Raw genomic sequence first — 14,701 nt, forward strand, 5'->3', positions numbered from 1 at the left:
TCCCGTTTGATGGAGACCATGATGAAAACTTTCACATTGAGGGATGCCGGTGATATTTGCCGGCTGTTAACAGAACGTCTGATGCAGAGTGTCAACGCGGGTAAAACGCCGTGGAGACAGAGTGTTATTCGCCAGGGGATACCGGAGCACGCATTAAGCGGACAACGTTTCACCGGCATTAACGCGTTATTGCTCTGGCAATCGGCGTTGCAAAACGGCCTGGTATCAAATCGTTGGCTGACGGGTGATGATTTACGCTCTCTGGGCGGAAGAATCACTCCGGGGCAGCGACCGACCACCATCGTCCGCTACAAACCGTCACTTTCACTGTTTCGGGTTATCAACGTTGAACAGTGCGAGGGATTATCCGACATGCTGCAACTCGGCTGGCCGTGGCCACCGTCTCCCGTACCAGGAATGGATCGGGTAGGGCAGTGGCAGTCTGCGTCCGGGGTTCCTGTTCTGTTCAATGCACAACGTCCGGCGGTTTATCTGCCCGACAGTGATCGCATTGAATTACCTGAGTCAGACGGAGAGAGTCTGGCCGCACTGCTGGTTCGTGCAACAGGCCATCCAAGCCGGCTTGGCCGCTTTACGTTACCGAATGGTTTACCTGACATAAACTCACATCTGCAAGAAGCACTCATCGCTGATATCGGGCGTGCGTTGCTTGCGGCTCGGGCAGGTATACTTCTTGCCGGCGACCCGATGTGGACAGGGGAACGGGGCTCAGATCCGTGGATACTGTTTAAATCGGCATCTGAGGCGGGGAAGGCTGTCGACTGGTTGGAAACTCAGCGTCAGCGGTTGGTCACCTTGCCTCTTGATGAGGTTCAATACTGGCAGAGAGAGGCTGCTCATCTGTTAACGACGCATTATGGCCAGCAACTGGATGATACGACGTTAGTGTGTGACAGCGTGGTGAATCAGCACTTGCGCTACAACATTTCACCGAGTAATGCGGTAAATGCGTTGGCACGGATTTATGACTGGCCTCGGTGTGATATGCCGACGGCATTGTTCACGCCAGAGTTGAATAGCGTTGCTGATGCATTGGCGCGTTTCTCTCTGAATCCCGGAAGCCTGGCTGTTCATCGTGTCGCCAGCGACATCGATGATAGCGACGTAGTTCTGGAGGCTCCGGAGCTTGGCACGTTGTTGCTACCGCCACCGTCTGCCGAATCGGTCGATGAGGTTGCAGCTAACGATGAGGAAGAAGGAGGTGACCCAGATGATCCGGGAAATCTCGCCGCGCTCCCCTGGGTCAGAAACCAGGGACGTCCCAATCCGCATCGGGCAACGTTTATCCGCCAGTTTCAGGAAATTGCACCGTATGAGAACCGTTGGACGGTCTTCAGCGATTTTATTCACATGTCGGCAGCGGCGTTACATAACAGGTGCCATTTTGTGCAGGAAATCGAAGATGACTACATGCGGCGGATCAAACGTTACAAGAAAGCCGATCAGAACCGTTTCCCGTTACTGTTCAGCACGCTAGTTGAGGGAATGGAGTTCAGTGCGTCAGATTTTCTCGGCTCGGTTTTTATGGAGCTTGAGCTAGGCGATCAGCGCCGGGGACAGTATTTCACCCCTTACTCTATTGGTTACATGATGGCGAAAATGCAACTGGCTGATGGTTTGCCTGCACTGACCAGCGGGGAACGGGATTTCATTACTGTCTCAGACCCTGCATGCGGAGCCGGTGGGCTGATTGTCGCGATGGCGCAAGCCATGCTTGAAGCGGGCTTCAATCCACAGAAACAGATGGCTGCTGTCTGCGTCGATATCGATCCTGTCGCGGCGATGATGGCGTATGTACAACTGGCTTTATGTGGCATACCTGCGATTGTGATTGTCGGGAACAGCCTGAGTATGGAGCTCCGCCAGACCTGGCGTACGCCTTTCTGGATGATGTTTGGCTGGGAACGTAAGTGGGCTCATGAGCAGGAGCGGCAAACGCAACAGAACGTCGCTTGATATAACAATTTAACCCCAACCGGGCGTTTCTCCCGGAAGGGGAAGCGCCCTTACTTTATTTGTAAGGAGCATCATGCTAACAGAGCAGTTTATTCAACAGGTATACCTGAAGGAGATGAACCTCTTTCTCCATCCGGATGAGTGGCAGATTGATATCAGTAACGATCTGCAGGACTACATGAATACGGATATCGTGTTTCACAGCAATCGGCTGTTACCGATCATGCAGTTTATGCTCGATCAGATCCCCGGAAATCGTCAGCTGCGGGCTCGTTGTCAACTGAGTGAACGCATTCTGACCCTGTGGATTTTGGGACTGGATGCGCTGGCCACAGCCAGTGGCAATATACGATTGTTGCCGCGGACGTCTCCGGAGAGCAGTGGTCGGGTTGATTGCCTGTTACCTGGTGAGCCGTCTGCCTTGCTGGATTTGTCTGACGACGACTTTATCCGACTGACGGCTCAAAGCGATCGACATACTGATGATGTCATCCTCCGTTCGCAGCTGGCGCAAACGATACAGCACTGGTCTCGGTTTGAGTCTTGGTTAAGTCGTGCGTTAGCGCAGACGGGAGAACATTGTGTGGCACAGTTGGCGACATTGAAGCGGCGTTGTGACGTTGATGAGTGTGTTGTTCGACGGTTTGATACGGATCTCGGGTTTATTACGGTGAACCTGAGGGCGATAGACCCTGAGTGCATGAGCACGACAGACCCCGTTGAGTATGTCAAACGGGTTTGCCGCTGTGAGATACACCCTGTTGCGCTGGAGAGCCGGATTCATTATCACAATGGTGCCATCATCGGTCGTTTTTCCGTTCAGAAAGAGGTCGGGAATGTGGGCCGGCTGACCGCAGCAGACTACGGTGACGTTGTGCAGCAGGCGATAGCCTGGCTGCGCGACGAACGTCGACGTCTGCAACGTGATGACCACTCATCGGCGCCAGCATTACGTCTGGTTGCCTGACTGATTACTTTACCCGGCAGGGGGAACGCCCTGCCGGGCCTCCTGCCATCACTATTTTGACAGGAGTACACGATGTGCATTATTCATGAATATATTCAGCAGGCGTATCAGCGGACATTAGGCTATGCGCCGGATTATGACGACATATGCTGGCAGTTGGATGATGACGCCGGTATTACTTACGTTAATACGCAAACGTTGTTTGAAAACGAGCAGCTGACGGCCGTGATGGAAACCATGCTGGAACGCCTTGATACAGACGATGCTAAGCGTGAGCGCAGCCGGAAAGTCCTGACGTTGTGGATAAACGCCACGAACTGGCTGGCTAACGGTAACGGAGTAGAGCATGGGTATTTGTATCTTCCTCGGATTCACCCGCAAATCAGTGGTCGTACCGACCAACTGCTGCGTGCTGACATCATGCCACTCTACGAACTGGATGAGGTGATGTTTCGTGAAGCTTCTGGGCAACGTGACAATGCATCCGAGGAATACATCACGTTGGCTCAGTTTCGACAGAGTGAACGCTACTGGTTTCGATTTATGGATCACCTGGAGCGATCGTTGCGTGATGTTTCTCATCAGTGTGCAGAAACGCTGACGCAGTTTGTCAGCAACTGCACACTTGAGGAAAAACAGATACGGCGTTGGCGTGGCAGCGCTGGTGAAATACGTTTGTACATGTCTCAACAGTCCATTGATGACATCGATATCATGGAGTTTGAAGATGACTTTCTGACCCAGCATGTCGATGCGATAGCCGCGGGAATTTATGTACCAGTGACTTTCCGCTCAGATGTTCATTATCGAAATGGTGCTGTAATGAAGAGTTTTACGGGGGATACGGAGGTCAATGATCCTGAACGGCCGAATGCATCGGATTACTGTGATGTGATGAATGATGCAATTGAGTGGATACGAGAGGAATCAGAGTATGTGGTATCGCTATTAAACAACATTAGCCAGCCAATGGGGGAAGTTCATCAACTGGCAGCTTAAAAACAGAAAGCACCCCGGAGGGGTGCTTTCTGCTATGGACACGATTTAGAAGCATTTCTGTAGAAGTACTTCTGAGCTAATACATCTATATAGCTATTGGTGACGTTATTTAAAAGGTAGTAGGCTATGGCCAACCAATGATGCTTCTTCAAAGTATACTCTAGGCACTAGTATGCCTTCCGCATATAAACTAAATATAGATGGTGCATTGGAAGGGTATATTTTTCCCTTGAATTTAAGGTTGTTTTTTAGAAGCTCTTCACGAATTTTTTCATTGTTTTCTTTGTGGGTTTTTTGGTCTAATTCAGGGTTTTGGATGTAGAGTCTATGTATCCATGCTCGAATGCTCATTTTTACATCATCAGGAAGTGGTAGTAAAATACCCTCAAGCTTGGGCAATTCAGGCAAATTCTCAAATGTTACTTTTCGACCTGCAGCCAAAAGAAATTCAAAAAGACAAATTGCGCTTTTATAAAAGCTGGCTGGATCGTCGTTTGTAAATAAGTTACTACCGCGAGCATCGTCATAAAGAGGCATTTCGGGATTTTTGTACATCAATGTCAGATTACCTGACGGATGGTATGCTACTTTCAGGTTGACCTTTTCGGATGTTAAAGCCCGAAAAGCCAACGCGTGTCTATGTCCATAGCGCTGTACAACTTCATCTTCAATTTGTTTAGCTAGAGAAATGAGTTGCGCAGGGAGATGACTAAGGTCTTTCTGCTGTGCAAATTTCAAATACTCGTAGAAGTGAGCTCCGCCTTTATAACCGGCAGACTCACTGATAATGTCGATTAACGATGTTTTTGCAGCATCGGCGCTAAGTATTTCTCCGTCAGGGCGAGAAAAGTCCCTACCGGAAAGATCAAGTATAGTGTTTGCTAAACAAGCAGCTGGGTTGAACAATGATTTTTTCATAGCATTTTCTCCAATATGCGCAATCAACTCGGTAAAACCGACGAACAATGTTTAGCCTCACGTCCGTTTGCGCATATGAAAAAAATGGCAACGGTATAAGGGACCATGGCTAATAGTCGACCTTTTTTCATGCTTTCATTTTTTTTTGGAAAAGTCAAGATTGAAAAATCGTTTGTTTATGTGGGCTACTTAGGGGGACTGCATAGGCATTAAGTCTATGGTAATTAAAAATAATTAGTGCTTGCTCAGAGACCCTCTAGCGCGACTTCATCTAAAATGGATACTGACTGTGTAAGATGATATCAATGGAAGGATGCGAAATGTGAGCGTGAAATTTAATTTTAATCAATTGCATGCGATTTACTCATCGGCGTGGGTGAGGCACGAACCTACAATCGCTTTTGAGCTGATCATTGGGCGTGGACACTTTGTTTTTATGGTGTTCTTCTCTCCAGAAGATAAAAAATCATCTGGAGAGCATCTATTTGTCTTTTTGAGAAACATTAATACGTTGTTAACGTTAAAATTATACGGTAGCCGAAGGCAAGGGGACTTTACGGTTTATCTTAATGCCGAACAAGAAAAGGCGATGACGGATGAACTCCAATTGACGCCAGGGAAAGGCAACTTCAGTTTTCAGCATCTTTTAGATGAATTAAATAAAGGCATCCCTCAGCAACTGGCTGAGCAAAAGAAAATTGAAACACTCAGGACCGTTTGGCCACAAGTACATAACAAGATCAGCGATATTGTTGATGATGCTAAAAAAACGATTCTGATTGGTGTGAAAAAACTGCCTGAGGATCATCATCCGCGAGAAAAAACATTGCGAAAGCTATATCTACATACAAATGGGAGTGCTAAGGATATACAGACGTTTATTCAGAAACTAAAGGAAAGTAATTATACGTTGATGTGGACGGATGATCCGGAAAAAGTCTCAAAATCGTTTGTTGACTTGATGTTGAAGATCAAGTGAATTTTATGAAAGGCCGTGATTTCACGGCCTTTTTCTATTTTAATGGTATGAATGCAGTGATGTAATCTGCCTGATTCTGTACCGCATTATCTATTATTTTTTTCAAAGTGATAATTTCTTTCACGGCTAAATTGTTCTCTTTTGTTGATATGACTTCGATTATTTTTGGTGATTCACCTATGTTAATGCTAAGCAATGCGGTTTCATTCAAAGTTTTATCGTTACTATACCCATCAAGATGTAGTGCGTTAGGAATAGTATTTATTAACTGAAGGAATTTGATTGCCTGGGCTGATATAACGGAGGTCTTCGCCGCATCAGTGATGATTTCTAACGCCATTTTATCATCATCGCTGTAGCGATATGGAATGAATGTGGTTGATGAAGGAATTGCTGCATTTGCCAATACACTGGCTATTTCTTCTGTCATCTTTCTTACCTTATGCCCTTTATAAAAAAATAGAGAAATTTTTATATAGCGCATAGCGGTAAAAAACATGAAAAAACCCTTTTCCCATAGCTAAAAATTTCCAGAGTGGATAATTGGTTTTTAATGGTGATAGGGCTACCTTTCCCGCACTGTACGAGCATGATTTTTCACCATGGGGTTACAGACATGGCTTACTCGGATACGCCAGAGCAATCAGCTGTTATCAACTGGAAAGGGCGACATCTGGTCGTTAATGCTTTTGCTGGCACGGGTAAAACGACAACGCTGGTTCGCTACGCTCAAGCCAATCCTGACCGTAGAATGCTTTATCTCGCCTATAACAGAGCCGTCCGTGATGAAGCTGAACGTAAATTTCCCTTCAACGTCGAATGTAAGACCTCTCATCAACTGGCATGGATGAAATTTGGCAAGCATCTAAAGCCGAGATTAACACCCAACTTGCGCATTACCGACGTCGGCCGGAAACTGAATACCCGCCACTGGCCGCTGGTCAGAATGGCGTTGGCTACGTTGAACCATTTCCTGTGTAGCGCTTCCCCGATACTCAGTTATGAGCATCTTCCGGATGAGAATGATCGCGATGGACTGGATGCTGACAAGATATTGGGGGCGGCTCAGTTTCTGTGGCATGAGATGAGTCGCATCGATTCGACGTTTCCTGTCACGCATGATACCTATCTGAAATTGTTCCAGTTATCAGCACCCGATTTGTCAAAACGTTGGGACACGATCCTGTTTGATGAGGCGCAGGATGCCAATCCTGTCATCAGTTCGCTGGTACTTACTCAAAATTGTAATGTCGTCCTGGTTGGCGATCGCCATCAGCAAATTTATCGTTTTCGTGGGGCCGATAACGCGCTGAATTCGCCAGCACTTGAAGGTGCCGACCGTTTGTGGCTGACGCAGAGTTTTCGATTTGGCCCCGCGGTTGCCGAAATGGCGAATGTACTGTTGGCGCGCCAGGAGGAAACACACCCAGTGATTGGCAATGGCGGTAATGACGATGTGGTTGATCGGCTGCCTGCGGACGTTTCGCGTTACACGGTGCTCAGTCGTACGGTTGCCGGCGTCATTGGTGCTGCGCTTTACGAGAGCATGAAAGAGAAGCGCGTGTACTGGGTCGGGGGGATTGAAGGCTATAAAACAGAAGAACTGGAAGATTTGTACTGGTTTTCAGTCGATATGCCAGAACGGATGCGTACACCACGTCTTAGCCGTGAATACAGGGATTTCGAAGAGTATAAATCGATCGCCAAGGCAACCAGCGACGTCGAAATGAATCAGGCGATCGGTTTACTGGATAAATATTTCCCGCTCCCGCAAAAATTACAGGTTTTACGCCGTCAGGCGACGACGAATGAAAAAGATGCCGATGTGGTGGTATCAACAGCGCATCGTAGCAAAGGGCTTGAATGGGATACGGTAATCCTGAACGACGATTTCGCGGATATTACCGACCCGTTGCTGTCTGAAGCCGCCAGAACGGATGAAACCAATTTGCTGTATGTGGCCACAACCCGCGCCAGGAAGCTTTTAGTTCGAAATGAACTATTGAAGCTGCTCTGTGAACAGGAAGATCCTGACGAGATTGCAGAGGAGCAACTCACTTGCAAGGGGGAATCAGGGATTGCTGATGATATGCCAATTATCGACAACACTGTTTTTCCTGAAGAACAAGGCCATGCTGAATAAATTTTACTGACTCGAACTTAATTTGATGCGGATGTTAGTTGCGAACCAACTAGATCTGGTTGCCAAGTCAGTGCCAAAAACGGACTTTCTTAACTAAAAGTAGGTGTCTAATCTTAAGATGGTCAATTGTATTCTCTGCATCATGGCATAGTATTAGGGCGTGTCCCGTAACTATTTTTTGTACAGTTCAGCATCATTATAACGATGCAAAAAATGCTTTTAAGAGATAACGAACGTCCATTTTCACTCAATTTTTAACTGCAAACCGCCTTTTGAAAATGATTTTTGCAGCGCTTTTTAGCGAGTAGATAGGTTAAGGGACACGCCCTAGTGGCATATGCTATGGCATACAAGATGGGCTGCTGTACCTTGAGTAACATTATGCACTCGTAACAAGGTATGAAAATCTAATCTTTTCCGAGTATGGTTGATTAAATTACAGTTTTTTGTATGAAAATGATATGAAACATGGCTGCGAAGACAGAAAGTGACAAGGAAACCAGTTAAATGGCAAATATGATCCCTTCATTTGGTCCTCAGGTAACTGAAAGCTATGGAGAGGTGGTACTTTATAAGTTAATTGAGGCTCAGCTTTCTGATGACTTTACTGTGATACATAGCTTGCCTTGGCTATGTTCAGCCGTAAAAGAAATAGATCCCAGTTTTGCACCTACTGGTGAAATCGATTTTTTAATAATCCACAAGGAATTAGGAGTACTTGCTCTTGAAGTCAAGAGTGGTAGGTATAGGATCGATGGAATTGAATTTGTGCATTTAGTAACTGGTAAGAAAACCTCGCCTATTCATCAGACTCGTCATAATGTCCATGGACTGGCAAGGTGGTTAGGGAGTAATGAAGAACTACGGATAAAAATTGGATATGGTTTGGTCTACCCCGACAGTGACTTTGATAATCAGATTGTTAGTGCTGCATTAGTTGATATTAGTATGACTCCAAGACAATCGATAGCAATTGACAAGGGGCAGATTCCGTCACTTGGTCAGAGAGTTGTCGAGATTATGAGTTATTGGAAGAATACTCTCAATATACGAAGGATGTCAGATGTAAAAGAAAAACAGTTAATAAATACTCTTTGTCCGCAATATGATGGTACTCCTAAGTGGGGGACTAGAGTGTTTTTTGATAATAAAATTTGGCTACCGTTAACAAATGAGCAGAATGAAGTTGTTGTTACAGCCTGTAAGCACTCACGAATGCTTATAACAGGGTGGCCAGGTACGGGGAAAACATTGATTGGTATTACGATTACCCGAGAAATGGTAAGCCGTGGGATGCGAGTACTTGTTCTGACCTTTAACAGTTTATTAGCTGAGTACTTAACAAAACAGTTAAATTTTAACCACGCTGAATGTACTGTTTTAACATGGCATAGCTTATGTGCAATAGCACGCCGTCAATTAGGTATCACAAATGAAAATCGGAATGAGGATTGGTATAAAACAGGATGTTTAGATGATATAAAAACGGCTTTCGAACGAGGTATGAGTGAAAACTATGATGTACTTGTTATAGATGAATGCCAAGCTCTACGTCCAGAATGGTGTAAATATCTTGTTGACTGGTTTTCAGGAAAAAAGATCATCGCCTTTTGTGATGAAACGCAATTGTTTCCATTTGAATCTGGTATTGATTTACGCCAGCTATGTGATTTATTGGAGGTGGAGTCTCCATTTTTACTAACTATAGCTCTTCGAACACCTAAGGTAATAACTGAAAGGTTGTTATCAGTGAGGCCTGTGTCTTATCAGTTACACTCTCTTAGGGAAAATGAGCCTGAAGCGTTAGAGGAAATTGTTCTTAGCGAAGACTGGTCATTGAGCGAGTTGATAAATAAGCTTATTCTTGAAGGTGTAAAGAAAGATGATATTGTTGCTTTATATAGATTTAATTTACCTTTGTCATATGAAATTATTTTTTCAGAATATGAAATTAAGTCTGAATTAATATCTCGCTATCGTGGCCTAGAGTCCCCTGTTATTATTATATTAGATGCGGGGAAAATGGTGGATACTGAACTTTTTTGTGCATATTCACGAGCTACAACATTAGCTATTGCAGTTTATGACCCAAGCTCTATGGGAGGGAAGTCAGCAGGAATGTTTCAAACTCAAGTATTATCCATAGAAGGTAATAGGGAAAAACTGAAAGAATACTATTTTACTTCACTGGTAAGTAATATCATGCGCAACCAAATTGGTTTCAGCCCATTGGACATAGAAAGCATTAATTTGAGTTGGCACGAAATTTGGAACGTATGGCTTGTTGAACTTAATGATTTAGATGGGTATGAATCGCTATGGCTGGATTATCTTGCTTCTAATTTTAAATATCCGGTTTTTTTCTGGGGTAAAAATTCTCAGTTTACTTTTTACTCTTGTAATTTGAGTGGTGGCTTGTCAGTGGAGTCCGGAGAGAGCGCCATTCTCGAATTAAAGAAATGTGATAAATGTGATGCATTTGTCCCATACACTTTGAATCCATGTAGGGAATGTATATTCTGTAAAGGATATATAAGGGTAAGCCACAAGAAATTCGACATGGATAGAATAAAAAACATTAAAAAGTATGATGAAACTATTTTGAGGAAAAAAAACTCCGAACCGGTGAATAGCCTCCCGATTTCCTTAGCCGCCTATGGTGCTCGGCGATATGCTGAAATAAATAAGAATGAAGTTAAAGTGGGTTTTGAATTGCACCATGGTAAGGTTTTATATCGCGCAGCATTGGCATTTGTTCAATCAAGAATTATTTTTTACCCCCCAAATACTGATATTGTTACTGTCGCATTAGCCACTGAGTTATATGATAGATATGATAATATCAAACAGTTGGTTTCATTAGTGGAATGGAAATCGATTGTTGCGAATGCTTTGAGCACCTGTTTACGAAAAAAACTTATCGCAAAAAAAAGTAAAGGTATTTATGTCATTATTTATAATAATTAGACGACCTGGCATTAGTAGAGTTTCTATCTGACACTGTTATGTCGAGCAACGGTTAATCCAAATAATTTTTAAAATGCAAAAAGAGTTTCTTCTTGCCTCTGATCTGTGAGCCGCTCAAGACTGTGCCGCTTACTGGTCGGAGGCAATCATGTTCAATCGAATAAAACGTTTTATTGTTGGGACGGATAATGTTCCCCGAAGTGAAGCCATTTCGCCTGAATCAGCCTGCCCACCTAGATATCATATCCCTCTTCCCATTGATGCGTTAATTGCGTCTCCAAAGCGGCAAAATTTTCTCCAGCAGCTCAACGACAATCATGCGTTGCCGGCGGCATTCTATCGCCAATGTTATCTGACCCCCTTATTTTCATTACTCAGTCGTGTTCAGAACCTGCCGGCGTCGAAAGAGGGGGGCTGGGCGTATGCTGGCGCGTTTGGTGATTTGACTGTGCAGTTCGCTGCGTATGCTGTCAGGTTAGCCAAGGGGAGAACCTTGCCGCCGGGTATCCCGCCAGAGGAACAAGCGGCGCAGGGATTGCTCTGGAATGCGGTGGTCTTCTGGTCGGCCTTGTTTTATCACTTACCCTTGCTTTGTGAGTGGGAAGGGGAGCTGGATGGTGGGGAATGCTGGATGCCAGGATTTACTATTCCGGGGAGGCCATTTCGCTTTCGACATTGTATCGATAAATTGCCTCCATCCTATGCGCAGGGGAGAGTATCGTTGCTGGCCGGTCAGTTACTGCCATTATCTGTACTTCCCTGGTTATCGGGCATTCCTGATGCGTTCGATTGCCTTGCTCAACGTATGCAGGGGAGACCCGCAACGATCGCGCTGATTGATGAACTGTTACAGTCGGCCGCTGAAAAATGTGGTGCGCCGCCGCTAACCGGTATGCTGCCACCGGCACCGCTGGCGAGCGCTGAGACAGCGATTTTGCCACCGGAGCCTTTAGTCGCTTCAGCTCTGACATCAGCACTGCCTGGTAGTAGTTCAGCCGTTGCTGTGAACGGTCATGTGTCACCTTCGCTTCCAGCCCCTGAAGCCACACTGCAGAAAGATGATCCATTACTCCAGCCTGAGCTGGTTTCGGTGCTGGATTCAGAGGTACCAGAGGGTTCAGCCTCAGTTGCTGAAAAACAACCCATGACAGGTCAGGCTCCGGAACCGACTCAGAATGATACTCAGGCGCTTCTGAGTCTTTTTTCTGGCATAGGGGAGTCGCCAGTGCCGGGAGTTGAAGAGGCTCCCGCTATAGATATCCCTGTCCCGAGTGAAATAAATAGCCAAAAGGAGAATGAAATTGCTCCGCTGACTGGGACTGAAACATCCGCTATTTCTCCGTCAGAAAATAACGAAAACACTCGAGAAGATAATAATAAAGGCGCGATATTCCTGGAGTGGTTATCAGCAGGTCTAATTGACGGGAAAATAAGAATAAATGAAGAAGGCGCACGTGCTCACATTGTTGCCGGGTTCGTCTTCGTGTGTGTGCCTGAGATATTCTATCAGTTTCAGAAGGAGTGTGGAAATAAAGGGAAGCGTAATGCATTACAGTCATCGTTTGAGCGCCTGGGTGTCCACCGTGTTGCTGATGGCAAGCGCTTCCTGCAGGCCAGAATATACAGCACTCCATCCGGAACTGGTTCGTATCAAAACATTAACGGTTATCTGGTTAAAGCGTCATCACTTTACCGAGGGAATCGTATTCCTGACGAGAGCACATTATTGATTCTGCCTTGATGTATGGGCAATCTCATTAGCGGGCTAATGTTTAGCCTGCACACAGCAACGGTGCATTTTGTGCTCTTTATTAGAAAGGAATTTATATGTCAGATAAGTCAATGACCTGGGACGAAATCGTTGATGAGTATTTTTTTTCACATAATTTACGTGGGGCGACAGAAATTAGTTATCGGAAGGTAGTGAATGCCTTTAGTCGATTTATTGGTGAGTCAGTTTTACCTACCCAAATAACACACCGGGATGTGTTGAAATGGCGTAGAAATCTATTAAAAGAACGAAACTTATCGACGCATACATGGAATAACAAAGTGGCACATATGCGGGCAATATTTAATTTCTCGATAGAGCGAAATTTAATAGAGCAGGACAAAAACCCCTTTAACGATACGGTTGTTCAAAAAGAAAAAAAGAAGAAGAAGACGCTGACGCGTGAACAACTCACCGCTATTTATCTACTCATGCAGCGAATAGACGCGGAAGAGCCTCATGCAACCTGGGGGCAGCGATGCGCACTTTATCCAGCCTGGTACTGGCTCACGGTACTCGATACGCTCCGCTACACAGGGATGAGGCAGAATCAATTGCTGCATATTCGGCTGCAGGATATCAATCTTGATGAGGGATACATTGAGCTGCGTCTGGAGGGCAGCAAAACGCATCGAGAATGGCGTGTTCCTGCTGTTCGCCAGCTGCGTGCGAGGTTGGCATCACTACTGGCGCGAGCAAAACTGGCTGGGGCTGAACCCTCCGATATTTTGTTTGATGTCACCCGCTTTATGAAATCTCGCCGGCATAAAGATGAATATCAGTACGATGAAAAGAGAGCACAGCAAACCATCCGATCTTTTTTCAACAGATTATCCCGGGATTGTGGGTTTCTGGTGTCAGCACATCGTTTCCGTCATACGTTAGCGACGGAGTTGATGAAAGCGCCGGAGCGTAATCTGCTGCTGGTCAAGGATCTACTGGGACATCGGAATGTGAGCACAACAATGGAATATGTCGAACTGAATATGGAGATCGTGGGGCGGACGCTGGAAAAAGAGCTGGCGTTACATACGGATATTTATGCACAACCCGTTTTACATGACTTGACAGTAATGTAATTCACTGTAACCATACGCGAACGAGAAAAGGGAATCTGCGCCAACAGATTCCCTATCTTGAGGATTTCAGTTCTTATTCACAGTGCAGCCTTTCGACTATCTCTGCACAGGAACGATTTTATGACCGAACCCTGTATTAACCGCCCGTTAAGCTTCTCATTCTTAACCAGCGTGCTTTGATGCAAGTGGTGCCCGGACTCGGAATCGAACCAAGGACACGAGGATTTTCAATCCTCTGCTCTACCGACTGAGCTATCCGGGCAACGGGGCGCATTAAACCGTATTGACCGCACGGCGTCAACGGGTTTCTGTCACAAAGCGGAGCGCCTGCGCTATTTTCAGGCAATTGTATTATTTGCTAGCCAGTTTCTGGCGATCCTTTCAGCATGCTTAGCGTGGTAATGTTTCTTCCTGATGCGTGTGGCATGTTTCGTTGCACTTTTACCACCTTGAGGGCGGGCTGGATTGTTGAATTTGATGAAGAATAATGCCACTATTGCGCGTTTTTTAACGTCTCGTTCACCTGAACGCCCCTTTAAGCGTAGTTAGCGTATAGCTAAAAGAGGATCGCCGATATGTCAGATTCATTGCTCATGGTGCAGCACGCTTGCGCCAGCTCGTTGATGACGTCACTGCGTGTTCCTTCTTACCACCACTATACCGTTTGCTCCTCATCCCGTCGATTACTCCCCTTCACCATGCGGTGAGGCATTCGTTCGCTCACTGTTAGGCATGAGTAAAAATAGAGTCAGCTCTGCTTTTACTGATGTCTATCGGATGGTGCTGGCTCCAGTTTTTCCATTCTTAGCCTACAGTTTACCTGTAGGGATCATACGCTTGTCGTTATTGATTGGCATTGTGATTGGTCGGGATTGTTATCCCTGAACGGTGTCTTTCAGGC

General features: G+C 45.6%; 9 protein-coding genes, 1 tRNA gene and 1 pseudogene. 8 read left to right on the forward strand and 3 right to left on the reverse strand.

Features of this window, described 5'->3' with window-relative positions:
• Nucleotides 1-21 precede the first annotated feature (21 nt).
• The 3 genes from JFY74_04630 (at nucleotide 22) to JFY74_04640 (ending at nucleotide 3,943) form a co-directional block, all read left to right on the forward strand.
• A complete protein-coding gene (locus JFY74_04630; GenBank protein ID QQG29356.1) occupies nucleotides 22-1,977 on the forward strand; it encodes a DUF1738 domain-containing protein in 1,956 nt (651 codons plus the stop codon).
• A 73-nt stretch (nucleotides 1,978-2,050) separates the two neighbouring features.
• The gene (locus JFY74_04635; protein QQG29357.1) at nucleotides 2,051-2,944 is read left to right on the forward strand and encodes a hypothetical protein; all 894 of its coding nucleotides are present in this window, start codon (nucleotides 2,051-2,053) and stop codon (nucleotides 2,942-2,944) included.
• Between the two features lie 72 nt (nucleotides 2,945-3,016).
• The gene (locus tag JFY74_04640; GenBank protein QQG29358.1) at nucleotides 3,017-3,943 is read left to right on the forward strand and encodes a hypothetical protein; all 927 of its coding nucleotides are present in this window, start codon (nucleotides 3,017-3,019) and stop codon (nucleotides 3,941-3,943) included.
• Nucleotides 3,944-4,048: 105 nt separating this feature from the next.
• Here JFY74_04640 and JFY74_04645 read toward each other — a convergent pair whose 3' ends face one another.
• On the reverse strand, nucleotides 4,049-4,861 hold the full coding sequence (locus JFY74_04645; GenBank protein QQG29359.1) for a hypothetical protein: 813 nt from the start codon (nucleotides 4,859-4,861) through the stop codon (nucleotides 4,049-4,051).
• Nucleotides 4,862-5,183: 322 nt separating this feature from the next.
• Between JFY74_04645 and JFY74_04650 the strand changes: the two genes are divergently transcribed.
• Nucleotides 5,184-5,840: a hypothetical protein gene (locus JFY74_04650; protein ID QQG29360.1), complete on the forward strand. Its 657-nt coding sequence runs from the start codon at nucleotides 5,184-5,186 to the stop codon at nucleotides 5,838-5,840.
• Between the two features lie 34 nt (nucleotides 5,841-5,874).
• On the opposite strand, the gene JFY74_04655 is transcribed toward JFY74_04650, so the two are convergent.
• The gene (locus tag JFY74_04655) at nucleotides 5,875-6,339 is read right to left on the reverse strand and encodes a hypothetical protein (protein QQG29361.1); all 465 of its coding nucleotides are present in this window, start codon (nucleotides 6,337-6,339) and stop codon (nucleotides 5,875-5,877) included.
• A 117-nt stretch (nucleotides 6,340-6,456) separates the two neighbouring features.
• Here JFY74_04655 and JFY74_04660 point away from each other — a divergent pair.
• The 4 genes and pseudogenes from JFY74_04660 (at nucleotide 6,457) to JFY74_04675 (ending at nucleotide 13,800) form a co-directional block, all read left to right on the forward strand.
• Nucleotides 6,457-7,866 (forward strand): annotated as a pseudogene (locus JFY74_04660) (UvrD-helicase domain-containing protein).
• A 624-nt stretch (nucleotides 7,867-8,490) separates the two neighbouring features.
• On the forward strand, nucleotides 8,491-10,950 hold the full coding sequence (locus tag JFY74_04665; GenBank protein QQG29362.1) for an AAA family ATPase: 2,460 nt from the start codon (nucleotides 8,491-8,493) through the stop codon (nucleotides 10,948-10,950).
• A 148-nt stretch (nucleotides 10,951-11,098) separates the two neighbouring features.
• Nucleotides 11,099-12,691 carry a TraI domain-containing protein gene (locus JFY74_04670; GenBank protein QQG29363.1) on the forward strand — a complete coding sequence of 531 codons (1,593 nt, stop codon included), beginning with the start codon at nucleotides 11,099-11,101 and terminating at the stop codon, nucleotides 12,689-12,691.
• Between the two features lie 86 nt (nucleotides 12,692-12,777).
• Complete coding sequence (locus JFY74_04675) at nucleotides 12,778-13,800, forward strand: site-specific integrase (GenBank protein QQG29364.1); 1,023 nt, start codon at nucleotides 12,778-12,780, stop codon at nucleotides 13,798-13,800.
• A gap of 186 nt (nucleotides 13,801-13,986) precedes the next feature.
• Here the strand turns inward: JFY74_04675 and JFY74_04680 are convergent.
• Nucleotides 13,987-14,062: transfer RNA gene (locus tag JFY74_04680), tRNA-Phe, on the reverse strand.
• Between the last annotated feature and the right edge of the window lie 639 nt (nucleotides 14,063-14,701).

It is taken from the genome of Pectobacterium carotovorum (genome assembly GCA_016415585.1).
GTDB classification, from domain to species: Bacteria; Pseudomonadota; Gammaproteobacteria; order Enterobacterales; family Enterobacteriaceae; genus Pectobacterium; species Pectobacterium carotovorum_K.